This window comes from Streptomyces sp. NPDC101191 (assembly GCF_044767915.1).
GTDB lineage: Bacteria > Actinomycetota > Actinomycetes > Streptomycetales > Streptomycetaceae > Streptomyces.
On record NZ_JBIWOU010000001.1, the window covers coordinates 621,753 to 648,500 of the forward strand.

At 72.1% G+C, this 26,748-nt stretch carries 19 protein-coding genes; 10 read left to right on the forward strand and 9 right to left on the reverse strand.

Annotation, left to right across the window (positions count from 1 at the left end):
* Positions 1-37 precede the first annotated feature (37 nt).
* The 4 genes from ACIRQF_RS02860 to ACIRQF_RS02875 all read left to right on the forward strand — a co-directional run bounded on the left by ACIRQF_RS02860 (position 38) and on the right by ACIRQF_RS02875 (position 5,278).
* Positions 38-1,087, forward strand: coding sequence for an amidohydrolase family protein (locus ACIRQF_RS02860; protein WP_404088264.1), 1,050 nt, complete (start codon positions 38-40; stop codon positions 1,085-1,087).
* A gap of 12 nt (positions 1,088-1,099) precedes the next feature.
* Positions 1,100-2,659: an MFS transporter gene (locus tag ACIRQF_RS02865; protein ID WP_404088266.1), complete on the forward strand. Its 1,560-nt coding sequence runs from the start codon at positions 1,100-1,102 to the stop codon at positions 2,657-2,659.
* A 270-nt stretch (positions 2,660-2,929) separates the two neighbouring features.
* A complete protein-coding gene (locus tag ACIRQF_RS02870; RefSeq protein WP_404088268.1) occupies positions 2,930-4,438 on the forward strand; it encodes a protein kinase in 1,509 nt (502 codons plus the stop codon).
* A 123-nt stretch (positions 4,439-4,561) separates the two neighbouring features.
* Positions 4,562-5,278, forward strand: a complete 717-nt coding sequence (locus tag ACIRQF_RS02875) for a DUF2993 domain-containing protein (RefSeq protein ID WP_404088270.1) — start codon at positions 4,562-4,564, stop codon at positions 5,276-5,278.
* A 19-nt stretch (positions 5,279-5,297) separates the two neighbouring features.
* On the opposite strand, the gene ACIRQF_RS02880 is transcribed toward ACIRQF_RS02875, so the two are convergent.
* Positions 5,298-7,760, reverse strand: a complete 2,463-nt coding sequence (locus ACIRQF_RS02880) for a SpoIIE family protein phosphatase (RefSeq protein ID WP_404088272.1) — start codon at positions 7,758-7,760, stop codon at positions 5,298-5,300.
* Positions 7,761-8,348: 588 nt separating this feature from the next.
* Between ACIRQF_RS02880 and ACIRQF_RS02885 the strand changes: the two genes are divergently transcribed.
* The 5 genes from ACIRQF_RS02885 to ACIRQF_RS02905 all read left to right on the forward strand — a co-directional run bounded on the left by ACIRQF_RS02885 (position 8,349) and on the right by ACIRQF_RS02905 (position 14,073).
* Positions 8,349-9,464, forward strand: coding sequence for an LLM class flavin-dependent oxidoreductase (locus tag ACIRQF_RS02885; RefSeq protein WP_404088274.1), 1,116 nt, complete (start codon positions 8,349-8,351; stop codon positions 9,462-9,464).
* The gene (locus ACIRQF_RS02890; protein WP_404088276.1) at positions 9,461-10,381 is read left to right on the forward strand and encodes an ABC transporter permease; all 921 of its coding nucleotides are present in this window, start codon (positions 9,461-9,463) and stop codon (positions 10,379-10,381) included. Before ACIRQF_RS02885 ends, ACIRQF_RS02890 begins: the two co-directional genes overlap by 4 nt.
* Before the next feature lie 73 nt (positions 10,382-10,454).
* Complete coding sequence (locus tag ACIRQF_RS02895; RefSeq protein WP_382479657.1) at positions 10,455-11,498, forward strand: glycine betaine ABC transporter substrate-binding protein; 1,044 nt, start codon at positions 10,455-10,457, stop codon at positions 11,496-11,498.
* Complete coding sequence (locus tag ACIRQF_RS02900; protein WP_382479659.1) at positions 11,485-12,291, forward strand: ABC transporter ATP-binding protein; 807 nt, start codon at positions 11,485-11,487, stop codon at positions 12,289-12,291. Before ACIRQF_RS02895 ends, ACIRQF_RS02900 begins: the two co-directional genes overlap by 14 nt.
* Positions 12,292-12,627: 336 nt before the next feature.
* The gene (locus ACIRQF_RS02905; RefSeq protein WP_382479661.1) at positions 12,628-14,073 is read left to right on the forward strand and encodes a hypothetical protein; all 1,446 of its coding nucleotides are present in this window, start codon (positions 12,628-12,630) and stop codon (positions 14,071-14,073) included.
* Between the two features lie 205 nt (positions 14,074-14,278).
* Here ACIRQF_RS02905 and ACIRQF_RS02910 read toward each other — a convergent pair whose 3' ends face one another.
* Genes ACIRQF_RS02910 through ACIRQF_RS02925 form a run of 4 tightly spaced genes read right to left on the reverse strand, consistent with a single transcriptional unit; the run spans position 14,279 to position 20,130 of the window.
* Positions 14,279-16,246: an acetoacetate--CoA ligase gene (locus ACIRQF_RS02910; protein WP_404088279.1), complete on the reverse strand. Its 1,968-nt coding sequence runs from the start codon at positions 16,244-16,246 to the stop codon at positions 14,279-14,281.
* A complete protein-coding gene (locus ACIRQF_RS02915; RefSeq protein ID WP_404088281.1) occupies positions 16,243-17,922 on the reverse strand; it encodes a bifunctional 3-(3-hydroxy-phenyl)propionate/3-hydroxycinnamic acid hydroxylase in 1,680 nt (559 codons plus the stop codon). Before ACIRQF_RS02915 ends, ACIRQF_RS02910 begins: the two co-directional genes overlap by 4 nt.
* The gene (locus tag ACIRQF_RS02920; protein ID WP_404088282.1) at positions 17,919-18,947 is read right to left on the reverse strand and encodes a fumarylacetoacetate hydrolase family protein; all 1,029 of its coding nucleotides are present in this window, start codon (positions 18,945-18,947) and stop codon (positions 17,919-17,921) included. Before ACIRQF_RS02920 ends, ACIRQF_RS02915 begins: the two co-directional genes overlap by 4 nt.
* Positions 18,948-18,975: 28 nt before the next feature.
* Positions 18,976-20,130, reverse strand: coding sequence for a VOC family protein (locus ACIRQF_RS02925; protein WP_404088284.1), 1,155 nt, complete (start codon positions 20,128-20,130; stop codon positions 18,976-18,978).
* A gap of 135 nt (positions 20,131-20,265) precedes the next feature.
* Here ACIRQF_RS02925 and ACIRQF_RS02930 point away from each other — a divergent pair, with 135 nt between their 5' ends.
* Positions 20,266-20,901, forward strand: coding sequence for a TetR/AcrR family transcriptional regulator (locus ACIRQF_RS02930; RefSeq protein ID WP_404088286.1), 636 nt, complete (start codon positions 20,266-20,268; stop codon positions 20,899-20,901).
* 112 nt (positions 20,902-21,013) lie between these two features.
* On the opposite strand, the gene ACIRQF_RS02935 is transcribed toward ACIRQF_RS02930, so the two are convergent.
* From ACIRQF_RS02935 to ACIRQF_RS02950, 4 genes are all read right to left on the reverse strand, one after another.
* Positions 21,014-23,185 (reverse strand): FUSC family protein, encoded by a 2,172-nt coding sequence (locus tag ACIRQF_RS02935; RefSeq protein WP_404089496.1) that lies wholly within the window; start codon positions 23,183-23,185, stop codon positions 21,014-21,016.
* Positions 23,186-23,210: 25 nt separating this feature from the next.
* The gene (locus ACIRQF_RS02940) at positions 23,211-24,332 is read right to left on the reverse strand and encodes a hypothetical protein (RefSeq protein ID WP_404089498.1); all 1,122 of its coding nucleotides are present in this window, start codon (positions 24,330-24,332) and stop codon (positions 23,211-23,213) included.
* Positions 24,333-24,572: 240 nt separating this feature from the next.
* Positions 24,573-26,327 (reverse strand): FAD-dependent oxidoreductase, encoded by a 1,755-nt coding sequence (locus tag ACIRQF_RS02945; protein ID WP_404088288.1) that lies wholly within the window; start codon positions 26,325-26,327, stop codon positions 24,573-24,575.
* Complete coding sequence (locus ACIRQF_RS02950; protein ID WP_376628135.1) at positions 26,327-26,590, reverse strand: UBP-type zinc finger domain-containing protein; 264 nt, start codon at positions 26,588-26,590, stop codon at positions 26,327-26,329. The genes ACIRQF_RS02945 and ACIRQF_RS02950 overlap by 1 nt, the downstream gene beginning before the upstream one ends.
* Between the last annotated feature and the right edge of the window lie 158 nt (positions 26,591-26,748).

A 26,748-nucleotide genomic window follows, 5' to 3' on the forward strand; every position in this document is an offset into this window, starting at 1 on the left:
CCCGCCATAACCCGTAGAACGCATGAAAGGCCCCTTCATGTCCCCTTCGGCACAGCGCATCGACGTCCACCAGCATGTGGTGCCCGACTTCTACCGCGACGAGCTCGCCGAGGCCGGCATCGCCGACGCCGGCGGCCGCGCCCTGCCCGCCTGGAACCCCGAGTCCGCCCTGCAACTGATGGACCTGCTCGGCACTACCACGTCGATCCTCTCCGTTTCCACGCCCGGCACCGGCTTTCTCACTGCACCCGCCGAGGCCGCCGACCTGGCCCGACGCCTCAACGACCACTCCGCGGCCCTGGTCTCCGACCACCCCGGCCGCTTCGGCTTCTTCGCCACCCTGCCCATGCCCGACGCCGCGGCCTCGGCCACCGAGGCCGCGCGCGCACTGGACGAGCTGCGCGCCGACGGCGTCACCCTGCTCGCCAACAACCGGGGCACCTACCTCGGCGTGGACGGCCAGGACGCGCTGTGGCAGACGCTCAACGACCGTGGCGCGGTGGTCTTCATACACCCGGCCGAGCTGCCCGCTCCCCCGGTCGACGGCATTCCCGCCTTCGCCGCCGACTTCCTTCTGGACACCACCCGCGCCGCCTATCTCCTGGTCCGCAACGGCATCCTGCGGCGTTACCCGAGGATTCGGTTCATCCTCAGCCACGCCGGTGGCTTCGTGCCGTACTCCTCACACCGCATGGCCCTCACCATCGCCAATGACACCGCGCGCAGCCCGCTCGACGTACTGGACGACTTCCGCTCCTTCCACTTCGACACCGCCCTGTCCTCCAGCCCTGCCGCCCTGCCCACCCTGCTCGCCTTCGCCCGCCCCGGACACGTGCTCTTCGGCAGCGACTGGCCCTTCGCCCCCACTCCCGCCGGGCAGTACTTCGCGGGCGGCCTCGACGGCAACGTCGACACGGCCACGCTCAAGGCCGTCAACCGCACCAACGCCGAAGCGCTCTTCCCCCGCCTGGCGGCCACTCCCCCGACGCCGCCCCCGGCCCTGCCGGCCCCGGTGCGCCTGCGCCACGCGGTGCAGCGCTCCGCCGCGCGCCTGGTCTTCAAACTGCTCCAGCCCGGCAACGACTGAGACGAGTTCCTCATGTCCACCAGCCCCCACCGCACCTCCGACGACCAGCCCGAAGGCCGGCAGGACGCCGTCGCGACCGGCCGGGCCGGCCACAACGGCGTCCTCTTCGCCATGTGCCTGTCCCTGGTCCTCGTCGTCGCCTCCGTCTCCGCGCTCAACCTCGCCCTGCCCGACCTCGCCATCGACCTGTCGGCCACCAACGCCTCGCTGACCTGGATCGCCGACGGCTACACCGTCGCCCTGGCCGCGCTCGTCCTGCCCCTCGGTGCCATCGGCGACCGCATCGGGCGCCGCAACGTCCTCGTCGCGGGCACCGTCGTCTTCGGCGCCGCATCCCTGGCCGCTTCCTTCGCCGACTCCACGACCACGCTCATCGTCTGGCGAGTCGTCATGGGCCTGGGGGCCGCGATGATCATGCCGGGCACCCTGTCCACGATCACCGCCGCCTTCCCTCCCGAGCAGCGCGTCAAGGGCGTGGCCACCTGGTCCGGATTCGCCGCCGCCGGAGCCATCATCGGCATGCTCGCCGCGGGGGCCCTGCTGGAGTGGTTCTCATGGCGGTCGATCTTCGTCACCAGCGCCGCGGTCGCCCTCCTGGCCGCCGTCGCCGCCCTCCTCCTGGCGCCCGACACCAAGGACGAACACCCCTCCCCGCCCGACGTGCCCGGGGCCGTCTGCACCGCCGTCGGGATCGGCACCCTCGTCTTCGCCATCATCGAAGGCAACGAGCGGGGCTGGACGGAGCCTGTCGTGATCGCCGCCCTCGTGGTCACGGTGCTGGCCTTCACCGCGTACGCCTGGCTCGGCCTGCGGCGTGAGCACCCTTTGCTCGATCCCGCGCTGTTCGGCATCCGCGGCTTCCGGGCCGGGGCGATCGTCGTCCTCGTACAGTTCATGGCCGTCTTCGGGTTCTTCTTCGTCGGCCTGCAGTACCTGCAACTCATCCTCGGCTACAGCCCGCTCAAGGCCGCCGCGGCCCTCGTACCCGTCGCCGTCGTCGTCCTCCCCACCTCCCAAGCCACCCCCCACCTGGTGCGACGGGTCGGGATGAAGGTCACCATGACCGTCGGGCTGCTCCTGCTGAGCGCCGGACTGTTCGTCATCTCCCGGCTGGACGTCGGCTCCGGTTACCTGCCGTTCCTCGGCGGACTCGTCCTGGCGGGCTTCGGCATCGGCCTGTCCGGAGCCGTGGGCACCTCCGCCATCACCGGCTCGCTCGGCCGCGGCCAGCAGGGAGTCGCCTCCGCGATGAACGACACCACCCGCGAGGTCGGCTCGGCCGTCGGCATCGCCCTGATGGGCTCGATCTACGGGAGCCACTACCGCTCGAACCTGCCCGACTCCCTCGACCGGCTTCCCCCCGAAGCCGCCGAGGCCGCACGCGACTCCGCCGCGGCGGGCCTGCACGTCGCCGATCAGCTCGGTGCCCGGGGCGCGGCACTGGCGGACGGCGTCAAGTCCGCCTTCATGGACGGCCTGTCCGCCTCGCTCGTCGCCGTCGGCGTCATCGTTCTCGCCGCAGCCGTCGGGTGTCTGTTCCGCGCGCCGAAGACACCGCCGACGTCGGACTGAATCGCCGGCGACCGGATGTCCCGCAGACCTCTGGTCGCACAAGGCCTTCGGCTCCGAACGGTGCCGCCCGCCGCAGCAAGGGCGCACCTCAGCCGCTCTCGTTCACCCGGATGGCGCTGTCCGAGGCGTCGCACGAGAGTCGGTGGACCCGTGCGATCTCCTCCCGTCGCCGAGTGGGAGACAGCCCCACGCGGCTTCCGGCAGTCCGTGCCGGGCACCACCGCAACCCTCCCCGTCAGCCCGACCCTCCGAAGGACCGCAGGTACCGTCATGCAGTACCCCCTCTACGACGCGTGGGCCGGCCTGATCGGCGACCGGTACGCGCTGCGCGAGATGATCGGCCGCGGCGGCATGGGCGAGGTCTGGTTGGCCGACGACCTGGTCCTGCGCCGCGCGGTCGCCGTGAAGCTGCTGCACACCCAGCTCGCCCTCGACGCCGTCGCCCAGAGCCGCTTCCAGCGCGAGGTCCGCGCGGCCGCCTCCCTCAACCACCCGTGCGTCGCAGCCGTCTACGACGCCGGCTGGCTTCCGACAGCGCCCCCGCGTCCCTTCCTGGTCATGGAGTACGTTCCCGGACACACGGCCGCCGAACGGCTGAGGTCGGCCCCACCCTCGACGCAGGAAGCGGTCGCCTGGGTCGCGGGAACGCTGGAAGCACTCGCCTGCGCCCACGCGGCCGGGCTGGTCCACCGGGACATCAAACCGGCCAATGTCATGATCACCGCCGACGGGTCGGTCAAGGTCATGGACTTCGGGATCGCCCACATCTCCGACGGGCACGACACGAGCGTGACCGGCACGGGCATCTCGGTCGGCACCACCGCGTACATGTCCCCCGAGCAGGCCCAGGGCCGGCCCGTCGACGCCCGCTCCGACCTCTACTCGACCGGCTGCATGCTCTACGAGCTCCTCACCGGCCGCCTGCCCTTCACCGGGGACAGCCCGTTCGCCATCGCCTACCAGCACATGTGCGAGGACCCGCCGGCCCCGAGGGACCTCGGGGTGGAACTGCCCCCGCACGTCCAGGCGGCTCTTGTCCGCGCCATGGCCAAGAGCCCCGACGACCGGTTCGCCGACGCGGCGGCCATGCGTGACGCATTGCTCACCCCTGGAAGTCACGACTTCGCGCCTTCTCAGGACACTACGCTCCCGGGAGCGCCCACCTTTTCGGAGAAACAGGCGACAGCGGCGCTCAGGGCCTCCAGGGGGTCCCGCGGTCCCCAGCGGACGGCCCTCGTCGCGTTGGCCCTTCTCGGCGCAGGCGCAGTCGTCACTGCTGTCATCGCTGCGGCTCCGGATGCGACCCACGCCACCGGTCCCAGCACGCAGACCTCGCCTTCCTCCTCCGCAAGCCCTTCGCCCGAGCCAGAGCCCTCCGCCAGTGGTCTGGTAGGCACCACCCGCCCCAGCAGCGGCGCCGGCCCGATGAGCCCTCATGCATCGACGGAGCCCACGACCCCAACCGTCGCCGTCCCGGGAAACCTGGTCGGAAAGACCCTCGCACAAGCCAGAGCAGACCTGGCCGAGCTGGGCCTGAACATCGCACTCACTCCCCGCTCCAGTGCCGCCGGCACCAGCACCGTGATCGCAACCCTCCCATCTGCCGGTACGCAGTTGAACCGCGGCGACACCGTTCTCCTCGCCACCCGGACCGACACCGAGGCATCCGCCAGTGCCACTCCGACGAGCGAGTCGCCAAGCAGCAGCCCCAGCTCCTCGGCGTCACCCACGACCACCAGCACCGACCCGGTGATCCGCAGGCCGCTGATCCACCGCTGACAGGCCGACGCCGCCGCGACCAACCGTCATGTCCCGCGGCACTCGCCTGATGGGCAATCAGATCCTATGACGGCTCACGTAGACGCGCGGCACAAGGCTGCGGGGTCTCGAGAAGGAGAGAGCATGAACGGACCAGAGAACGGCCGGGCAATGCGGCGCAGGCGTCGCCGGAACGGGTTGATGGCGGCCGCCCTGACGCTGCTCGCCGCCACTGGCAGCGAGGTGTTGGCCACGCAGTACGCGCAGGACCGCATCGCCGATTCGGTTCGGCGGGACATCGGCCTCGACTCCGCTCCCCAGGTGCACGTGAACGGCTTTCCCGTGTCACTTCAGCTGGCTCGAAAGGTGATCACCGAGGCGGACATCGACGCCGCACAGGTTCCAGCCGCCCTGAACGGCCGCGTCCTGACCATTCAGGATCTCGCCATCCATCTGCACGGAATACGCCAAACGCAGGGCGGGCGGGAGCAGGCTGACGAAGCCGAGGTCACGGCGACCATTGCGTACGAAGACCTCTCGGCCTTCTACGGGGTCGACATCAACCGAGGCAACGGCGACGACCAAGTGATAGCGACCACTCATGTCCCGCTGCTTGGGCAGGTCTCGGCCTCCGCGCACGTCGGCGTCGCCGGCTCGAGAGCCATCGGAGTCGACGACGTCCGGCTCTCCGGGAACGTGCCTCCTGCGGCACGCACCCTGCTGGAGAAGGCCTTGGAGCGTCAGGCCCCGCTCGACAACCTGCCCGAAGGGCTCGCACTCCGGTCCGTGTCCGTCACCGACCAGGGCATCGTTGCCCTCATGTCCGGGCATGACGTCGGGCTCCAGCCCCGCATCGCCTAGAAGCCGACTCCGGCCGCGATCACGGCGGCAGGTCGAGCAGGCCGAGACCGGCGGTGAGGGATTGTTCGGTCCAGATGGTCTTTCCGCTCCGGGTGTAGCGGCTGCCCCAACGGTCGGTGAGCTGGGCGATGAGGAACAGACCTCGGCCCCCCTCGTCGGACCAACGGGCCCGGCGCAGCCGTGGCTGGGTGTTGCTGGGGTCGTTGACCTCGCAGACCAGCACGTCTCCCCGGATGAGTCGCAGGCCGATGGGGCCGCCCGCGTACCGGACGGCGTTGGTGACGAGTTCGCTGACGACCAGCTCGGTGGTGAAGGACAGCTCGTCCAGTCCCCACGCGGCCAGCTGCCCGGCCGCCGCCTTGCGTGCGGCGGCGGCGACGGACACGTCCGCGGGGAATTCCCAGGTCGCGGTGTTCTCCGGAGCGACGGCACGCGTGCGCGCCAGGAGCAGGGCCATGTCGTCGCGGGCCGGAGCATCGCCCAGGCTCCGGAGAAGCTCGTGTCCCACGCCGTCCAGATCACGGCCGGGGGCGGCGGACCGCGCGAGACGGTCGGTCAGCCGCCGCAGGCCGGCGTCGGGATCGTGGTCGTCTCGGTAGATGACGCCCTTCGTGTACACCGCGATGACGCTCCCGGGCTCGAGGTCGAACGTGGTCGCCTCGAACGGCATCCCGCCCACACCGAGCAGCGGTCCGGGCGAGACCTCGACGGATTCGACGCTGCCGTCGGGCCGGATCACGAGGGGTGGCGGGTGTCCGGCGCTGGCCAGGGTGCACTGGCAGGTGACGGGGTCGTAGACGGCGTACAGACAGCCGGCCCCGACGGTGTCCCCTTGGTGGGGTGCCTCGCCCTGAAGCTGCTGGACGAGATCGTCGAGATGGGTGAGGAGTTCGTCCGGGTCCAGTTCCAGATCGGCCAGGGTGTCGACGGCCGTGCGCAGCCGGCCCATCGTGGCGGTGGCGGGCAGACCGTGTCCCGTGACGTCGCCCGCGACGAGGGCGACGCGGAAGGACGGGAGGGCTATGACGTCGTACCAGTCGCCGCCGATCTCCGCCCCGCCTCCCGCGGGCACGTAGAACCCCACGGTCTCCGCCGCGGAAGTGTCGGTGGTGGCCGCGGGGAGCAGGCGCTGCTGCAGGGCGACGGCCGCCCGGTGCTCGCGCGTGTAACGGCGGGCGTTGTCCACGCCGAGTGCGGCCCGGGACGCTATCTCCGTCAGCAGGTCGGCGTCCTCCTGGCCGAAGGGGCCTGGTCGGCGGGTGCGCCAGACGACCACGGTGCCGAGGACGAGGCCCCGGGCGAACAGCGGAGCCGCGATCGCCGAGTGGCCGTGCTCGGGGACGAACAGAGGAGCCAGCTCCGAGTACCCCTCGGCCGCGGCGATCACGCTGTCACGGTCGGGCAGCAGGACGGTCTCCCCCTGCCCGATCCTCCGTAGGAGCGGGTGGTTCGGCAGTGCGGGCGGGAGCGCGCCCGCGGCCAGGAGGCCGGTGGGCCAGCCCTCACCCGGCGGGGCCACGCCGATCCGGCGCAGGTTCCACTGCCCGGGGCCGGACATCTTCGGGGGCTCGTCCCCCTCGAGCACGGCCTCGGACAGGGCCACCCAGGCCACGTCACCGAGGGCCGGCACGAGGACGTCCGCCAGCTCCTGCGCGGTGCGCGCCACGTCCAGCGTGGCACCGATGCCCGCTCCGGCCTTGGTCAGCAGTTCCAGTCGCCGCTCGGCCCGGTACCCGTCCGTGATGTCGACGTACGTCTGGCACGTGCCGAGGGGACGGTCGGTCGGGTCGGTCAGTCGGAACGTGGACAGCGACCACATCCGGTCACGGTCCGGCCCGGACGGGCGGCTCCCGCGCACCGGAAGGCCGAGGACGGACTCACCGGTTTCCCGCACCTGCCGCAGCACCCGGTCGATCGTTCCGGAGTCGACGTGGGAGGTGTCCGTGCCGACGTGCCGGCCGATGAGCTGGTTTCCGGGGTGGCCGAGGGCCCGCTCCGCCGCCTCGTTCAGCAACCGGTACCGCGCAGCGTCGTCCATGATGGCGATGGGGGCGGGATACTGCTCGAACAGGGCCCGCATCATCGCCCGGTCGATGTCTTCCCGCTCGATCCGCCGGGCGTCTCCTGCGGAGACCGCCCATCCCGCCGGGCCCTCCCGGTCCGTGAGCGGGCGCACGCGCAGCCCGACCCTCACCTCGTGTCCGTCACGGTGCCGCAGGGCGAGAACGCCGTCCCAGCTCTGGCCGGTCTCAGGCCGGTCGCGCCCGGCCAGCGCCGCTTCGCGGTCCCCGCGCGTGGTCAGCAGCTCCACCGCCGGTGTGCCGCAGACTTCGCTCGCCGGGTATCCGAGGAGGGCTTCCGCCTCCGCACTCCACAGCTGGAGGGTGCCCACCCGGTCCACCCAGGCGGTGGCGGGACAGGGATCCTGCGACAGGCCTCCTTCTCCCGCACCGGCCCCCTCGGCGTTCACGGGTCCGCTCATCGGCATCGGTCCATTTCTGGCTTCGCCCTCTGGCCATCATAAGAGAATCGGACATTCAGTACGTTGTCCCCCGTTGCACAGCCAGCCGCCCAGGCCACCCCAGGGACCGGAAAACTCGTCCCCCTCGTCCCACGGTCCCCTGCGCAAACTCGCCCGTGGTGCGGAGGTCCACGACGGTCCGTTCGCCATGCTGCGGCCACAACTCCGCGGCACCGGCCGCCGTGGCGGGCGTGGCCGCCGTGGCGACGCATCTCGGCATGCGGAACGGGGTAATCCAGCATTCGAACACCGCTTGCACGCTCCGGAGCCGCCCCGACAGGATGCGGCCATGGCCCCCGTACTCGTATCGCGTCGTCACGTAGATCTGCTGCGTGTCTCGACCATGCTGTGTCGGGCCGATTTCCCTCGTGCGCGCGGCTGTTGATCCGCAGGTCCGCTGAGGACCAGGCGGTCCGCCGCTCCTGATGCCGCACGGAACAACCGCGCCCCCCTTCGCGCCTCCTTCCGTCTTCCCCTCTGCTCACGTACACGTGTCACCTCCCCTCGGTGGTGGCGCGTGCCGTGCTGCTGCTTCGACGAGGTCCCCTCATGCCGGAAAACCCCCTCCTGCTCCACTGGTTCCTGCCCACCGGCGGGGACGGCCGCGACCCCGGCGGTGTAACCGCCGTCCAGGGCCGTACCGGATCCGCCACCCGGCGGCCCGCGGACATCCCTTACCTGGCCCAGGTGGCCCGTGCCGCCGAGCAGGCCGGGTTCCACTCGCTGCTCACGCCCGTGGGGCTCGGTTGCGTGGATCCCTGGATCCTCACCGCCGCGCTCGCACAGCACACCACCCGGATCGCGTTCCTGGTGGCGTTCCGCGCCGGATTCGCCAGTCCGACACTGCTCGCCCAGCAGGCCGACGCCTTCCGCCGGTTCGCGGGAGGCAGGCTCGCGCTCAACGTGGTGACCGGCGGCGACCCGGCCGAACAGCGGTCGTACGGTGACTGGTTGGAGCACGACGCGCGGTACGCCCGGACCGAGGAGGTGATGGCGGTCCTCCGCACCCTGTTGGACGGCAAGACCGCCGACCACCACGGGGCCCACCTTCGGATCTCAGGCGCCCGGCTCACCGATCCGGACCTGCGCCACCCCGTGCCCCTGTATTTCGGCGGGGCCTCCCCCGCCGCCGAGGAGGTCGCCGCGCGGCAGGCCGACGTACAACTGCTGTGGGGCGAGCCGCCCGCCGCCGTCGCCGCACGCGTCACCCGGCTGCGGGAGCGGGCCCGGGCGGCGGGCCGCACCGTCCGGTTCGGCCTGCGGCTGCACGTCATCAGCCGGGACACCGCCGCCGAGGCCTGGTCCGAGGCGGACCGGGTCCTCGCCGGGTTCGACCCGGAGGCCGTACGGGCGAGCCAGGAGCGGTTCGCCGGCATGGACTCCACCGGGCAGGCCCGGATGACCGCGCTGCACGGCGGGGTCGCGGACGCCGCCCGCCTCACGGTGGCGCCGAACCTGTGGGCGGGCATCGGCCTGGTCCGCGAAGGCGCCGGGACCGCGCTGGTCGGCTCGCACGACGAGGTGGCCTCACGGCTCGCCGAGTACCACGCCCTGGGCATCGACGAGTTCGTCCTCTCCGGCTACCCGCACCTCGAAGAGGCGTACCGGGTCGGCGAGGAAGTGGCCCCGCGGCTGCGCGCCCTGACCGGGGCGGAAGCCCCGTGAGCGCTCCCACGACGCCCACGGCGGCGGGAGCCGGTCCGGACCGGCTCCCGCACACCGCCCCCGAACCGTCCGGTACCGGAACCGGGCCCGTGGCCGGGGCCAGGGCCGATTCCCCGCGACGGGACCGCCTGCGCGAAGCCTTCCGGTGGGGCGGGCTGCGGCTCGTCGCCCTCGCCGTGCTCCTCGGCGCCTGGCAGGCGGCGGTCTCCGCCGAGGTGTGGCCGCGGGTCCTGGTTCCCTCGCCCGGCGACGTGTGGCGGCAGTTCGTCCTCGCCTCCACGGTGCACGACGGGGTGCGCGGCTACGGCGGCCATCTGCTGATCGAGCATCTGGGCGTCAGCCTGGGCAGGATCGGCACCGGCTCCGCGTACGCCGTGCTGGCCGGGGTGCCGCTGGGGCTGCTGATCGGTACGGTCCGGCCGCTGGCCGTCGTGCTGGAGCCCGCGGTGACGTTCCTGCGGACGCTACCGCCGCTGGCGTACCTCTCGCTGCTCGTCATCTGGTTCGGCATCGACGAGGCACCGAAGATCTGGCTGCTGGTCATCGCGGCCCTGCCACCGATCGCCGCGGCCACCGCGGCGGCCGTACGCACGGTGCCCGACCGGCTCGTCGAGGCCGCACGGGCGCTGGGGTCGGGGCCGACGGCGCTGCTGCTGTCCGTACGGCTGCCCTCCGCCCTACCCGAGATCCTCACCGGTGTCCGCATCGCCGTCGGTGTCGCCTACACCTCGGTCGTCGCGGCGGAGACCATCAACGGTGTGCCCGGGATCGGCGGCATGATCCGCGATGCGCAGCGCTACAACCAGACCGCGCTGGTGATTGCGGGCATCCTCGCCATCGGCCTGTCCGGGATCGTGCTGGACGCGCTGCTGCGGCTCGTCGAGCGGATCGCCGTGCCGTGGCGCGGCCGCGCCTGATTCCCGCCGCTTTCCCGTCGTTCCCCTTCTTCCCTCATTCCTTCGCCGTCCGACCTCAGACCGGAGATCGTCCATGCCCGCACGTCTGTCCCGCCGCACCCTCCTGCTCACCGCGGCCGTCGCCCTGACGGCCTCCGTCACCACCGCCTGCGGAGGTGACGGCGACACGGCCGGCGGATCCTCGGGGCGGACCACCGTACGGATCGCCTACCAGGCGATACCCAACGCCGACCTGGTGGTGAAGAACCAGCGGCTGCTGGAGCAGGCCCTTCCCGGAGTCGACGTGGAATGGGTGAAGTTCGAGTCCGGTGGCGACGTCAACACGGCCGTCATCGCCGGGTCGGTCGACCTGGGTCTGGCCGGGTCGAGCCCCGTCACCAAGGGGCTGTCCGCGCCCCTGAACATCCCGTACAAGGTGGTGTGGATCCACGACCTGATCGGGGACAACGAGGCGCTCGTCGCCAAGCCCGGGATCGGTTCGGTGAAGGACCTGGTGGGCAAGAAGGTGGCCGCTCCCTTCGGGTCGACGGCCCACTATTCGCTGCTCGCCGCGCTGACGACGGCGGGTGTCGAGCCGTCGTCCGTGCGGATCATCGACCTCCAGCCGCAGGACGCGCTCGCCGCGTGGAAGCGCGGGGACATCGACGCCGCCTACGTGTGGACGCCGACGCTGAGCGAACTGACCAAGGACGGCAAGGTGCTCGTCACCAGCCGTGAACTGGCCAAGCAGGGCAAGCCGACGGCCGACCTGGGCGTGGTGACGAACGCGTTCGCGGCCAAGCACCCGGAAGTGGTCACGGCCTGGATCAAGGCGCAGGACACGGCCGTCGCACAGGCGCGTACCGCACCGGACCAGGCCGCGAAGTCCATCGGGGCGGAGCTCGGGCTGCCGACGGAGGAGGCGAAGCGGCAGCTGTCGGAACTGGTGCTGCTCAGCGCGAAGGAGCAGACCGGACCCGACTACCTGGGTACGCCGGGCGCCCCCGGCAAGCTCGCGGCGAACCTGCACGACGCCGCCGTGTTCCTGAAGGGGCAGAAGGCGGTCGACACCGTGCCGGACGAGGCGGTCTTCGGGCGGGCGCTCGCGGTGGAGGAGCTCGGCCGTGCCGCGAACTGACGAGCCTGACGCGCGGACCGCGGTCGTCGAGCTGGCGGGCGTGTCGGTCCGGTACGGGTCGGCGAAGGCGCCGGTGACAGCGCTCGCCGGCGTGGACGTACGGGTCCACGCGGGCGAGTTCGTCGTCCTGGTCGGGCCGTCCGGCTGCGGGAAGACGAGCCTGCTGCGCGTGGTGGCGGGCTTCGAGCGGCCCGCCGCGGGCCATGCCCGGGTCCGGGGCGCGCTTCCCCGGCCGGGCGCGGGGGCGGGGGTGGTGTTCCAGCAGCCCCGGCTGTTCCCTTGGCGCACGGTGGGCGGGAACCTCGCCTTCGCGCTGGCCCGGCTGGGCGTGCCGCGATCCGACCGGCCCGACCGGATCGCCGGGCTTCTGGAGGGGGTGGGACTGCCCGGGATGGCGGGCCGGCGCACGTGGGAGCTTTCGGGCGGTCAGCAGCAGCGGGTGGCGCTGGCCAGGGCGCTGGCCGCAGAGCCCGAACTCCTGCTCATGGACGAGCCGTTCGCCGCGCTCGACGCCCTGACCCGGGAGCGGCTCCAGGAGGAGGTGCGGGCCTTGGCCGGGCGGCTCGGCACGACGGTGCTGTTCGTGACGCACTCGGCGGAGGAGGCGGTGCTGTTGGGCTCCCGGGTGCTGGTCATGGCCGCGGGGCCCGGCCGGGTGGTGGCGGAGCTGCCGGTGGACCTGGACAGGGGGCCCGGCACGGACGTGTCCGCGCTGCGGGCCTCACCCGAGTTCGCCCGGCTGCGCGGCCGTCTCACCGAGATCATGCGCGGCGGAGCCGTTCCCGGCCCGTGACGGCTGATCGCGAGACCGGCCGCGACACCGGCGGAGGTCCGTACGCCCCCGCCGCGGGTTGCCCGCGTACTGCGGGAACGTGAACTGCGTGAACAAGCTGTGGCGGGCCGCAAGGGAAAGATCCGTCCCGCGGGGGCAGCGGATAGCGTCGCGGTCAGAGCCGTTCCGGGGAGCAACCGCTCCACGGAAGCAAGGGCCGGGCCGCACCATCGGCAGCCGCCCCGTCGGCCGTTCTCATCACGCCGGCCGACCCCTGGGGAGCCGCGGCACCCGGTGAGGCAGCCGGCTCCTCGCTCCGCAGCAGTTCCCTCCCCCTCCAGTCACGAGGACCCCCTGATGCCGTTCTCCCTGCCCGCGGGCGGGCGCCTTGCCGTGCTCGCCCTCTCCCTCACCGTTGCGCTCGGCAGCGCCCCCGCCGCCGCCGACCCGGCTTCCCCGTTCGGTCCGCAGGCGCCGCAGAACCCGGCCACCGCGGCCAACGGCGCCGCGACCATGCATGGCGACAGTGCCTCGAGCGGTACCACGCCCCACCCGGGGCCCGGGACGTCCGCCATCGACTACTCCCGCACGGCGCTGGCTTCGGCCTGCCCGACCGTGGTCGTGGGCAGCGACGGCTACGTGATCACGCTCTGCACCACCATCTTCGGCCAGACGCCGACCGTGCACCTGCTCGACCCCGCCAGCGGGGCCGACCTCGCCTCCCTGGCCCTGCCCAAGGGCAGCCTCTTCGGCGGCGTGTACGCCTACCTCGACAACGGTGACCGGCTGGTCGTGGTCGACGGCAACAACAACCTCGTGCGCGTCGGCCACCGCCGCGCCGGCTCCGGATGGACCCTCCGGATCGAGCAGTCCACCCCGCTCGGCAACGCCGTCCCCGCCGGGGACAACATCGTCGGCCTGACCCCCGACTGGGAGGGCAGGGTCTGGTTCGCCACCAGCGGCGGTGTGATCGGGACCGTGGACACCGACACCGGGGCGGTGCGCAGCATCAGCACCGGCGAGGGCGTCCAGAACAGCATCTCCACCGTCCCCGGCCGGACCGCCGTCGCCACCGACCACGCGCTCTACCTGCTGTCGGCCGGCCCGGACGGTACCCCCGTGGTGGACTGGCGGGCGCCGTACGACCGGGGTCCGGCCCGCAAGCCCGGCCAGCTCAGTTGGGGCACCGGCACCACCCCGAGCTTCTTCGGGCCGGGCAGCGGCACCGAGTACGTCACCATCGTCGACAACGCCGACCCGCACGGGAACCTGCTCGTCTACCGGGTGGCCGGCGGACCGGACCCGATCTGCCGGATCCCCGTGCTCACCCGGTACGCCCGCAGCGGCACCGAGGACGCCGTCATCGCCTCCGGCCGCAGCGTCTTCGTCACCAACACCTACGGCTACCCCTACCCGGCCCTCCCCGAGGGCGCTCCGGCGAGCCAGCCCTCCTCAGCGAGCTTCGAGGGCGGTCTCAGCCGGATCGACGTCAACGCCGGGGGAACGGGGTGCTCGGTGGTGTGGGACAGCCCGGTCAAGTCCGCCGCTCTGCCCCGGCTCTCCCTGGCCGACGGGAAGATCTACACCGTCTCCGTGACCGGGCCGACGGGCAGCGCCGGGCTGAACACCTTCGCCCAGTACCACCACTCCGTCATCGATCCGGCCACCGGCGCCCAGCTCACCAGCTCCTTCCTGGGCATCGGGCTGGTCTACAACCCGCTCCAGATGCGAGGGACGGCCGCCCCGGACGGCACCCTCTACCAGGGCACCGAAACCGGAGTGGTCCGCATCTCCAAGCGCTGAGCCGGGCACCGGCCGACCGCGCCGGTGCCCTCCCCGTCATGCGCCGAGACGGGTGGAGGCCCGGGTTTCGAGGGCCCCGTCGTGGCGGCGGGCCGTGTCGGGGCGGCCGCGCCCGACGAGAGCACAGGAGCTCGGCACAGGTCCTGCCGTACTCGGCGGGGCGGAGGTCGACGGCGGTCAGCGGCGGGTCGGAGCTCCGCGGCTGTCATGTCGACCGGCCCCGGCGTTCGGCACCCAGGCGGGCGAAGTGGTCGATGAGGTCGGGGGCGTCCACGGCCGCCGGGTTCACGACCTGCTCGACGGGGGCGCCCTGCAGGAGGCGCTTGACGGGGACTTCGAGTTTCTTGCCGGTACGGGTGTGCGGGATGCCGGGGACTTCGAGGATCTCGTCGGGGACGTGGCGGGGTGAGGCCCCGGTCCGGATCGCCTCCTTGATCTTCTCGCGGAGCGGGTCGTCCAGGACCGCGCCGGCGGTGAGGACCACGAAAAGGGGCATCCAGTAGCCGCCCTCGGGTTCTTCCGCACCGATGACGAGGGCCTCGGTGATCTCGGGGAGGCGTTCGACGACGTCGTGGATGTCGGCGCTGCCCAGGCGTACACCGTTGCGGTTCAGGGTGCTGTCGGATCGGCCGTGGACGATCACGGAGCCGTGTCCGGTGACGGTGATCCAGTCGCCGTGCCGCCACACGCCGGGGTGGGAGGAGAAGTAGGCGTCGCGGTAGCGGGTGCCGTCGGGGTCGTTCCAGAAGTACAGCGGCATGGACGGCATCGGTCGGGTGACGACCAGTTCGCCGACCTGGTCCACGGTCCGGAGGCCCTCGGCGTCGTACGCGGCCAGGGCCACGCCCAGGTGGGGTGCTGAGAGCTCTCCTGCCCACACCGGTGTGTTGGGGGCGCTTCCGGCGAAACCGGAGACGACGTCCGTGCCGCCGCTGATGGAAGCGAGCAGGACGTGGTCGCCGACGTGGTGGCGGACCCAGGGATAGGCGGAGGCCGGCAGTGCGGAGCCGGTGCAGCCGACCACGCGGATCGACGACAGGTCGTGCGCCGAGGGGTCGATGCCGTACTTGGCCATGCCCAGCAGGTACTGGGGGCTGGTGCCGAAGACGGTCACCTGGTGGCGCGCGGCCAGCTCCCACAGGACGTCGAGCTTGGCGAAGGGCGCCGGACTGCCGTCGTAGGTGCACGTGGTGGCGCCGGTGAGCAGTGTGGAGGCGACCAGGTTCCACATCATCCAGTGGGTGGTGGTGTACCACAGGAGGCGGTCGCCGGGGCCGAGGTCGGAGTGGAGGCCGAGGGTCTTGAGGTGTTCGAGCAGGACGCCGCCGTGGCCGTGGACGATGCCCTTGGGCAGGCCCGTGGTGCCCGAGGAGAACACGACCCACAGGGGGTGGTCGAACGGCACCGGAGTGCAGGTGAGTTCCTCGGTGCGGGTGGCGGCCTCTTCCCACGGCACCGCCGGCGACGGGTACGCCTGGGATGGCCACGGCAGGCCCACGTGGTCCACCAGCAGGGTGGCCTTCAGTGTCGGCAGCTCGCCGGCGAGTTCGAGGGTGGCCTCGCGGCGGTCGTGGGTGGTGCCGTTGAAGAGGTAGCCGTCGGCGGATATCAGGACGGTGGGTTCGAGCTGGGCGAAGCGGTCGGCGGCGGCCTTGGGGGCGTAGTCCTGCCCGCACACCGACCACACCGCGCCCAGGCTCGCGGCGGCGAGGAAAGCGACGATCGCGTGCGGGGTGTTCGGGAGGTAGCCGACGACCCGGTCCCCCTTGCCGACGCCCAGCTCGCGCAGGGTGGTGGCGACGGAGGCGACCTGGGCACGCAGCCGGTTGCCCGTCACCTCGTGGCTGGAGCCGGTCTCGTCGAGGGCGATGATCGCCACGGTGTCGTCGGTGAGGTTGCGCAGGGCGTGATGGGTGTAGTTGAGGGTGGCGCCGGGGAACCAGCGGGCGCCCGGCATCCGCTCCTCCGCGAGCACCTGCTCGTACGGGGAGTCCGCGTCGATGCCGAAGTAGTCCCACACCGCGCCCCAGAAGCCTTCCAGGTCGGTGACCGACCAGCGGTGCAGGGTGGCGTAGTCGGTGCCGTCCACGCCGGCGTGGCGGGCGAAGTCCATGATGCGGCTGTCGGCGACGGCCTGCGGATCGGGCGTAGTGAAGGGTTCCGGGATGGTCATCGTGTGGCGCTCCTCGGCAGGCTGTTCTCCACGGTCCGTGGGGAAGGGGCGGGGCTGCGCGTGGTGTGCAGGAGAGACGCCCAGGCGGCGGTGTCGGTGAAGTCGTTCCTTCCGGCCGGGACGACGTCCATGACGACGCGGTCGGGGCGCAGCAGGACGGCGTCCACCCGGCCGGCGCGCAGCCAGGCGGCGAGCGTGCCGTCGTCACGGAGGTCGGCCACGGGGATCGCGGGGACGCCGAGCCCGTGGGCGAGGGCGCGCAGCGAGGGCCAGGGTTCGGCGGCGGTCAGGACGGTGAAGCCTTCGCCGAGCAGTTCGTCGAGACGGGAACGCCGGGCGTCAGCGCCCACCACCCATGGTTGCGGGCAGTGGGTGCCCCCAAGGCTCCTGCGCATACGGCGCCGTACGAGGGGCCCGGCGGTCAGGCGTGGGCTGAGGTCGCGGCCCGCCGCCGCGGTGAGGCCGGGTATGCGGCAGGCCGCGGCCAGGGTCCTGCGGCGCAGTGCGGCGGCGCCGTCCTGGCCGCCGGTCATGGCCCAGCCCATGGCGACCGCGAGCCGGATCAGCTGCCGTGCGTGCGGCTTGCGCTCGCTCTCGTACGTGTCCAGCAGGCGCTCGTCGCCGCCCTGGCCCAGGACGCGGGCCAGCTTCCAGGTGAGGTTGTAGGCATCACGCAGGCCCGAGCACAGCCCCTGCCCGATGAACGGCGGGGTGAGGTGGGCGGCGTCGCCGAGGAGGAAGACGCGTCCGCTGCGCCAACGGTCGGCCACCCGCGCCCGGAAGGTGTAGTGCGTCTCCCGTACGACGTCGAAGTCCCCGTCGTACGAGGGCGACAGCCACGGGGCGATCAGTTCGCGGACCGGTTGCTGCCCTTCTTGCAGCCGGAACTCCCAGCGGTAGCGGTCCTCACCGACGCGCATGAACGTCGTCGGCCGGTGCGGGTCGCAGACCTGGTCGACGCCTTCCCAGCAGCGGACGTCGGCCTTCGTGCGGACGTCGATGACGGTCCAGCGTTCCTCGAAGCGCAGGTCCTCCCATGCGGCGCCGACGGCGGCACGGGTGAGGCTGCCCGCGCCGTCGCAGCCGAGGACCGCCTCGGCCCACAGCTGATGCTCACCGTCGTCGTCGCGGTAGGTCACGCGCACGGGGCCGGCCAGGTCCGGGCCGACGCCGGTGACCTCGACACCGCCCCGCAGCTCGCACTCCGGGCGCTGGGCGAGGGCGTCGCGCAGCAGTCGTTCCAGCTCGGGCTGGTCGAACATGCTGGTCTGCGGGTAGCCGTGGTGGCCGTGCTCGGAGCGCCGGAACTCGGCCATGACCCGGTGCCGGGCGTCCAGCAGCCGAAGTCCGTGCGCGGGGCGGGCGATCGCGGCGAACTCCTCTCCCACGCCCGCGGCCTGGAGGATGCGGCGCACCTCGTCGTCGGTGGCGACGGCGCGCGGGAGGGGGTAGACGTCCTGGTGGCGTTCCAGGACGACGGTGCGGATACCGCGCCGGGCGAGGAGGAGGGCGGCGGTCACACCCACCGGCCCGGCGCCGATGATCACGACGGGTACGGGGTCTGTCCGTGCGGGGTCTGTCCGTGCGGGGTCTGTCCGTGCGGGGTCTGTCCGTGCAGGGTCTGTCCGTGCGGACGCGGATGGGGTGCTCCGGGGTCCGGCCTGGTCGGCGGTCATGTGCGGCTCACCTCGGGTCCTTCCCCCAAGCTCTTCGAGCAGGGGGTACCCCCGGCGTCCGTGACGGGCGTGCGCTGCTCGCCGAGGTCGATCCGCCCGTCGGCGGTAGAGATGGTCGCCGTGATCACGTCACCCGGGTGCAGGTAGTGCGGGTTACGGGCCTGGCTCTTGAAGAACGCCTTCCACTTCACGGCGGGCGGCAGCAGCGCGCCGATCTTCTCGACCGCTTTGGGCGGGGCCTTGAGGGCCGTGCCGCCGGGGGTGCCGGTGAGCAGCAGGTCGCCGGGGTCGAGGGTCTGGAAGCGGGCCAGCAAGGTCAGCGCCTGTGCCGGGCGGACGATCATGTCGGCGAGGGTGCGGTCCTGACGCAGCTCGCCGTTGACCGACAGCTTCAGCCGCAGATCGAGGAGATGGACGAAATCCTCGGGCTCCAGCAGCGCCAGGTAGGGCCCGGTCGGCGTGAAGGTCGGGTACGACTTGCTCTCGTAGAACTGCGTCTTGGTCAGCTGGACGTCGCGCGCGCTGACGTCGTTCGTGATCACCAGCCCCGCGACGTACGACGGCAGGTCACGCTCCTCGACCACGGTGCCGACGGGCAGGGGTGCGCCCATGACGAGCCCGAGTTCGACCTCGTAGTCGAGGAACCTCACGTGCGACGGCCGGACGATCGCCTCTCCCGGGCCACTCACCGACCCGGACGCCTTGCGGAAGAAGGCGGGCGGGATGTCGCCGGTGAAGCCCGAGTCGCGGGCGTGGCTGCGGTAGTTGACCATCTGGGCGACCACCCGGCAGGGAGTGGTTACCGGCGAGAGGACGACCAGGTCGGCGACGGGCGTGCCCGCCTCCCCGGAGAGGGCGGCCTCGCGCACGGCCGCCCGGTCGGCGATCAGCTCGGCGGTGGTGGCGGCCTTGGTGTCGACGGGGACGGCCCGGTCGAAGGGGGTCTCCCCTGCTCGAGCGGAGTCGAGAGCTTGGGGAAGGAGGACCCACCATCCGTCGGCGGTGCGCAGGACTTTGGTGCTCATGTCAGTACCTTCGTGAGGGGGGCGGGGTTCAGGACTTGGCGGCTTTGAGCAGGCCCAGCAGGCGTGCCCGGTCCATCTCGTTGTCGCCTCGCAGGGCTTCGATGACGTCACGGACCCGCTGCGGGGAGGGGCCGGCGCCGAGGAAGTCACGGGTGGCAGGAGGTCCCCACTGGGCGAGGCCGGTGGTCGACATGGGTGCCCAGCCGGGCTCCAGGTCGCAGGAGAACAGGTCCCCGTCGGCGAAGTGCTCCAGCATGAAGCGGTCGGGATCGCGCCAGTAGTCGAAGAGCTGGCTGCCCTGGATGTGCCGGCCGATGCCCCAGCTGCGCTGGTAGCCGCGCTCGGCCAGGTACTCGCCGCCTGCGGCGATCGAGTCGAGGTCGGTCACCTGGTAGGCGGAGTGGACGTAGCCGTTGCCCGGACCGAGGTGCATGGCCAGCGTGTGGTGGTCGACGGCCCGGCTGCCCTGGTCACAGCGGATGAACGCCATCGTCGGGCCACGGCCGCGCTGGCCGTCCAGGAACAGGAAGTCGGACACGATCATCCCGAGGGTGTCCAGGTACCAGTCGAGGGCGCGCCCGAACACCCGTGTCTCCAGGACCACATGCCCCAGACGCTGGATGCGGGAGGGTTCACGTGGCGGGCGCTGGGGGACGTTCGCGCGACGGTGATCGGTGCCGAAGTTGAGCAGAAGCGGCTGCTGCTCGGGCAGGGCCGGCAGTTCCTCCCCGCAGTGCACGACCCGGACCGGGAAGCCGGAGGGGTCGAGCAGGTCGACCACCTTGCCCCCGCCGGGCACGTCCGCGTCCCGTACGGCCGCACCCGTGGCGCGGGCCAGCCGGTCCAGGTCGGCCCGCTCGGCGGCGCGGAACGCCGGGCCGATGAAACGAGAGGTCCGGCCGCGCCGGATCACCATGCACGGCGAGCCGGCGAAGGTGCCGCGCAGCCACAGCTCGCCCTCGCTCCGGGCGGCGACACCGAAGCCGAAGTCCCGGGCGAAGACCTCGGCCCGGTCCAGATCGGGCTTCTCGAACTCCAGCCAGGCCAGGTCGGCCGCCTTGATCACGGGGTTCCGGGACCGCCCGGGATGTTCGCCGCGCAGGGCGCCCTGCGCGCTGTGGAGGTCCTGATGGGCCGTCCTGACGTCCGGGACGCCGACTGCGGTGACGCGGTTTGCGGACACGGTGCCCTCCAAGCGACATTGCCGTAATGAGGAAATCATCAAGTGTGACAGTTCTATCGTCAAGGTGTTCGCAGCAGGAAATGATGGATTCATCAGGACTGCGATGGTCATCGCCTCGCCGGTTAGAATCTGGGCATGCCTACGTCAGCCCCGCCCGGTAACCGATTCGAGCGGCGTCGCGCCGAGACCCGCGGAGCGCTCGTCCGCGCTGCCCGCCGGATACTCGCCGAGACCGGGGACACCAGCGCCAGCATCCAGGTGATCGCCGAGCGCGCCGACGTCGGCTTCGGCTCGTTCTACAACCACTTCGATTCGAAGACGGAGCTGTTCGAGGCCGCGGTGCAGGACGCGCTGGAGGAGTTCGGCCAGACCTTCGACGAGCGCCTGGCCGGCATCGACGACCCGGCGGAGCTCGTCGCGGCGGGCTTCCGGCTCAGCGCACGCATGGCCGAGTCGCACCCGGAGCTGATGCAGGTGCTGCGCCGCCGGGGCCTGGGACACATCCACGCGGACAACGGTCTGACCCGGCGGGCCCGCCGGGACGTCGAGGTGGGCATGGCCTCCGGCCGCTTCACCGCCGTCGACCCGACAGTGGCCCTGTCCGCGCTGGGTGGAACCTTGCTGTCCCTGGTGGAGCTGAGATTCGCCCGCCCTGAGGTGGACGGCGACGACGCCGCGGTGAATCTCGCCGAGATGGTCCTGCGCATGCTGGGCGTCCCGCCGGACGACGCCCACGAGGTCGCCCGTCGCCCCCTCCCCGACCTCGCCTGACCGACCGCCGACGCCCCTCTCCCCATGCGGTGGACGACGAGCTTGGACGGAAGGTGACCGAGCGGCCGGTGAAGCGGGCCAGGAGGCGCGGCGCTCCCCTTCACCGGAGCCGTCACCCACCTCGATGGGCCAGTCCCGATCCCTCGCCTTCCTCCGCCGCGGCCGCCCGCACCCGTTGCTCCTCGCGAACGGAGCCGACGTCCCGTTCCAGGGGTGTACGGCTCACGGCGGTCGCGAGGTCCTCCAGGGCCTGCTTCTGCAGCTCCGCACCGCGCCGTAGCACCGGGCTCCCGGCGGCGGAGCCCTCCCATGCCCGGAGCGCCTCCCCCACGCGCTCCCACTCCGGATTCCTGTGCTCGCGCACGTCGACCGCCGCCTGCGCGGTGTCCGCCTCCAGTGCCTCGGCGAACCGCTTCGCCTCTGGTGCGAGACGGCCACCGGCCCGCGGGACGTGGCTCTCCATGAGCATCGCCGCCCTGTCGAACCCCTTGAGCGCCTCCTGCGCCTCCTCCGCCTCGCGCGAGGTGAGACCCCTGGGGGGAACCGGTTCCTGTCGTGCCTGGTCGTACGCCTCGTGCCAGGCGGCACGTGCTTCCCTGCTCGCCAGTTGGGCCCGGCGCATGTCGGCGCGACGCTCCCCGGTCGGTTCGGCGTGGCTGCGGAGCACTGCGGCCGCGTAGCGGCCGTTCGCGGCGAGCCAATCCGCGAGCCGGCCCGGCAGCCGGGGCGTCTCCCACGCGGGAAACACCACGTACGCCAGCATCGCCAGGGCCCCGCCCAGCAAAGTGAGCACCACCCGCTCCGGGACCGTCTGCTCCCATGCCTGGCCGCCCATGGCCAGCAGGAAGACGACGTACGCGGCAGTGAAGCACTGGGAGTAGGCGTAGCCGGTACGGGTCAGCGTGTAGGACAGACCTGCCGACACCACGGCCAGCACGCCGAACAGTCGGGCGTCCGGGCCCAGGGCCCGCGCCATCCCGGTGGCGAGCGCGACCCCCGCCAGGGTCCCGGCGAGACGGGCGACCGCACGCGCGTACGTCTGATGGAAGTCCGGCCGCATCACCATCACCGCGGCGATCGGCGCCCAGTAGCCGTGGCCCAGGGGCAGCCGGGTGGCGATGAGATATCCGAGCACGGCTACCGCCGCCAGGCGGACGGCGTGCCGGAACACGGGTGAGTCCCGGCGGAGCTCCCGGCGGACCGCCCGCACGACGACCGGGACAAGCCGCAGCATCGTCGGGCGCACCAGGAACGGGGCGCCCGCAGGGCCGTGCGGGGCGGGTGTCGTCCCCCGCGTGCTGCCGCTCCCCGCGACCTCGAGCGCCTCGCCGAGCAGTTTCACGAGCCGCTCGGCGGCCTGCCGCGCGGGACCCTCCAGTACCTCGTGCTCCTCGTCGACACGCAGGACGTCCGCGCTTCCGGGCGGCACCTCCGCCGGAGTGCCACGGCGGATCGAACGGGCGGCCGCATCCAGCACGTCGGCGGCCGCGCCGAGCAGCTCCCGCGCGCGGTCCCGCCCGGCTCCCTCCGCCGGGGCGCCGACGTCCGGGTCGGCGAGCGCGGCGACGGCCGGCAGGATGCGCTCGGCAAGTCCCCGGGGGCCGTGGAGGACGCTGGGACGGGTGCGCGCCTGTGACGGCGTCACGGCAGCCGCGTCACGGGCCGTCATCAACGGCTCCGGGTCGAACGCGGCGGTCGGGTCGTGCCGCAACCGACGGGCGTGGTCCGCCACGGCGGCCAGGGCATCGGCGAGCGCGTCGCGATGCGCCCCCCATCGGCGGATCGGGACCAGCAGGATCAGCAGGGCCTGCACCACGCCCCCGAGGGCGATGACCCCGGCGTGCTCCAGAGCTCGCCCGACGCTCGTGGGCAGGGTGATGGTCACCAGCATGCTGCCGACCGTCGTCGCTGCGACGATCCCGGCGGTCGATCCGACGGCCCACGCCATCCCCGCCACGAAGGCCCATACGGCCAGCAAGGGGAGGAACGTCACGAGGCGCCCCGCCGCCAGATAGCCCACGAAGGTGCTGAGCGCCAGACCGGCGCCCGCGCCGAGCGCGATCACCTTCCGTGGACGCCAGGTGCGCTGGAAGGTGGCTGCGCCCGCGGAATAGGCACCGAGGGCGGCGGACGCGGCGTACGCCGGGGAGGCCAGCCACAACGCCGACCCGACGATGATCGCCACTCCAGCCGCCGTGCGCAACGCGAGCAGGGGCTCCAGTCGCGTCTCCTCGATCGTGAGCCCGGATCGCACGACTTCCCGGAGGGCCCGCAGCCACGACAGCGCCGACCCGGTCCTCCGGCTCAGGTCACCGCTGGTCACCACGGGCGTCCAGCGCCATCTGGCGTCGTTCCTGTTCCCGCTTGGAATAGGCGGCGGCCCGGATGGCCTCGTCGCTCTCCAAGCCGGAGCCCAGCGCGCCGCCCACGGTCGCGGTCGAAGCGACGAACCACGACAACGTCCAGTAGTCCGTCGCGTCCAGCGGTTCTCGTGTCATGGAAGCGAACACCTGGTCATTGAGGATGAACAGCGCCCACACCACGTTGATGAGCATCAGACCCGCGTAGCAGACGAGCACGCCGATGCCTACGGTCAGGACCGTCGACGTGTTGTAGAGCCTCGCCCGCTGTCTCGCCTCCGGGGAACCCTCCGCCGAGTGATGCCACAGCTCCGCGTCCACGATCAGCCAGCCGATCATGAGCGCGACGGAGCCGACCATGGCGATGACGAGGCGCGGCGTGCTCAGGGCCTCGGCGAGACTCCAGACGGTGGAGTTCACGGTGGCGACCGCTCCCGTGGCGAGTGCGGCCGCCAAAGCCTTCGACAGCCCTGGCACCAGGCGCCAAGGCCGGTTGGCGCGGACCATACCGGCAAGCACCCTCAGGTAGCCGCGTGGCCCGCTGACGACGTACCGCAGATCGGCGGTCTCCTCCTCGCCGACCTGGCCCGGATGAACGGGCGTGAGACGAACGGCAAGCGGTCCCGGACGCCGCTGACCTCGCGGTCGCTCCCCAGCACCGGTGTCCCGCGGCCCCACCAGGCCGAGCACGGCTTCTTCCACGGCCTGCCGGGCCCTGGCCTGCAGGCGCAGACCCCCCAGAGAAGGAAGCGAAAGCAGCGCCAACCCGTGTTCGTGACTCAGGTCCACCACGAGCCTGCGCCCGTGTGAGTGCAGCGGAAGGTCGGTGAGGGCCACGACGATGTCCCAGTCCTCGGCACTTCCGCGGTCCATGATCCGGCGCATCAAGGTGCGCGGATCCTCGGTCCCTGCGGTGAAGGGCTCACTGACCACCCTGACGTCGAACCGCTGCCCCTGGCCCGACTTCTCGGCGAGCCGAGTGGCGAGTCCCCGGGCCATGCGCCGCGCGATGTCCGTCGGCGCGTCCGGATCCGCCAGAAGAGCCACGACCGTAACGTCCTGAGGCGACATGTGCGTGACCCGCCCCTTCTCGTCGGCTACCTCCACGATCGCAGGTGCCCACAGGATGCCCTCACGGCAATGGCGGCACTCCGCGCGACACGCTGGCCCCCCACCGGCAGGTGCGGGCGATATCGCCCGCTCTCCCCCGCCCCGCCACCTCTGCCCGGGGAACAGGAGGCGGCGCACTGGGCGCCGCTGGGGGATGCCCCTGCGGTGGGTCGGGCCGCCTGCCGAGTCCGTCAGGGGCGGTCACCTCCAGGGCACCGACCGGCCCGCTGCCGGACGAGGCCCCTCGGGGCCCGCGGACCGGACCAGGTTGCCCGCCTTTTCCCGGTGCTCGTGAACGAAGCGAATCGCCATGGCCCCCTCGCCGGCGGCCGAGGCCACTCGTTTGACCGAACCGCTCCTGACATCACCGGCGGCGAAGACGCCCGGAAGGGTCGTCTCCAGCATCAGCGGACCTCGGCCGAGCGAGTCCCACCGGGACACGTCGGCCGCCGCCCGGGCGTCAGCGCCGGTGAGAACGAAACCCTTCTCGTCCAGGGCCAGCACGCCCCTGAGCCAATCCGTGCGTGGCCGGGCCCCGATGAACACGAACAGCGCCGCGGCCCGCAGCTCGCGCCGCTCACCGCTTGCGTTGTCCTCCACCATCAGCGACTCCAGCTTCTCCTCCCCGGAGACGCCCCGGACTTCGGTGTGGAGCGACACCTCGATCTTCGGGTGCCGTTCCACCTGGTCCACCAGGTAGCGCGACATGTCCGCGTTGAGATCACCGCCCCGGACGAGGAGATGGACCCGGGACGCGTGGTTCGCGAGGAACAGCGATGCCTGCCCGGCGGAGTTCCCGCCGCCCACCACGGCGACCGGATCCGCCTGGCAGAGACTGGCCTCGTGGACGGTCGCCGCGTAGTAGACGCTGATGCCCTCCAGGCGGTCGATGTCCGGGACCTCGAGCCTGCGGTACCACACGCCCGAGGCGAGCACCACGGCGCCCGCCCGTGCCCTGGACCCGTCGGTGAAGGTGACGACGTACTCGTCGTCCTGCGGGGTGAGCGCCGTGACCTGGGCCGGCACCATGAGGCGGGCGCCGAACTTGTGGGCCTGGAGCACCGCGCGTTCGATGAGCTCGCCCCCGGAGATGCCCGACGGGAAGCCGAGGTAGTTCTCGATGCGGGACGAGGTGGCGGCCTGGCCTCCGGTGGCCACAGCGTCGACGGTGACCGTGGTGAGCCCGTCGGAGGCTCCGTACACGGCGGCGGCGAGTCCCGCGGGGCCCGCGCCGACCACCATCACGTCGCACCGCGTGGCCTCCGGCGAGGGGGTGGGCAGCCCGATGAGCCGGGCGAGTTCGGCGTTGCTCGGATTGCGCAGCACCCGCTCGCCCTTCCAGAGGACCACCGGAGTCTCCTCGGGACGGATAGAGAACCGGCGCAGCAGCGCGTCGGCCTCCTTGTCCTTCTCCAGATCCACCCATCGGTGGGGCAGCCGGTTACGGGCGGCGAACTCACGCAGTCGCAACGTGTCCGGTGAATAGCACGACCCCAGGATCCGGAAGCCGGCGCCGAGGCCGATGAGCAGATACCTGCGGCCCAGGTAGGCGCGGAGGATCAGGTCGCCGAGGACGGGGTCGCGGTCGACCAGGGCGCGTTGCCGCTCCACCGGCACGGCCAGGATCTCGCCGGCCTGGCGCATCACCGCGGTGTCGAACGCGGCTTGGCCCTCCAGCAGCCCGAGTTCACCGAGGAACCTGCCGGGCCCGTGCACGGCAACCGTGCGCTCGTCGGGCCCACCGTGGTCGTGGAGGATCTCGACGGTGCCGCTGAGGATCGCGAGGAACTCGCGGAACGGCTGGCCCTCGCGGTACAGCACCTCGCCCTCGGCGGTCGGTCGGCGTTCACCGTGCGCGGTCAGGTCCTGGAGCTGCTCGGGTGTCAGGCGCGGGAACGCCCCGTACCGGTCAGGTGTCTCGCGGACCGCACCCTGCTCGTGCTCGGCCGTGTTCATCAGACCAGGGCCTCGTGAACGAAGCACCAGCGCCAGTCCTCGCCCGGCTGGAAGGACTGCACGACGGGGTGACCGACGCTCCCCGCGTGGCGTCGGGCGTGCCTGAGGGGCGACGAGTCGCAGCAGCCGACGTGTCCGCAGGTGAGGCAGAGGCGCAGGTGCACCCACGGGGAATGCTCCTTGAGGCACTCCTCGCAGCCCTCCGGGGTACGCGGAGTGACCGGACGCACCATCGCCAGGTGCGGGTCGGGAATCGTGGCCATCAGGGTTCTCCTTCCGTGAACGGGACGCTCAGCCGCGGTCGGCGACCGTCTTCCCTTCCCGCCGCCAAGACCGGAACCGCCGCACGATGGGGACGCCCGGTCGATGTCGGGATTGCGGTTCGTGGGGCTCTCGAGTGACCGCACCGTCGTGCTCACCC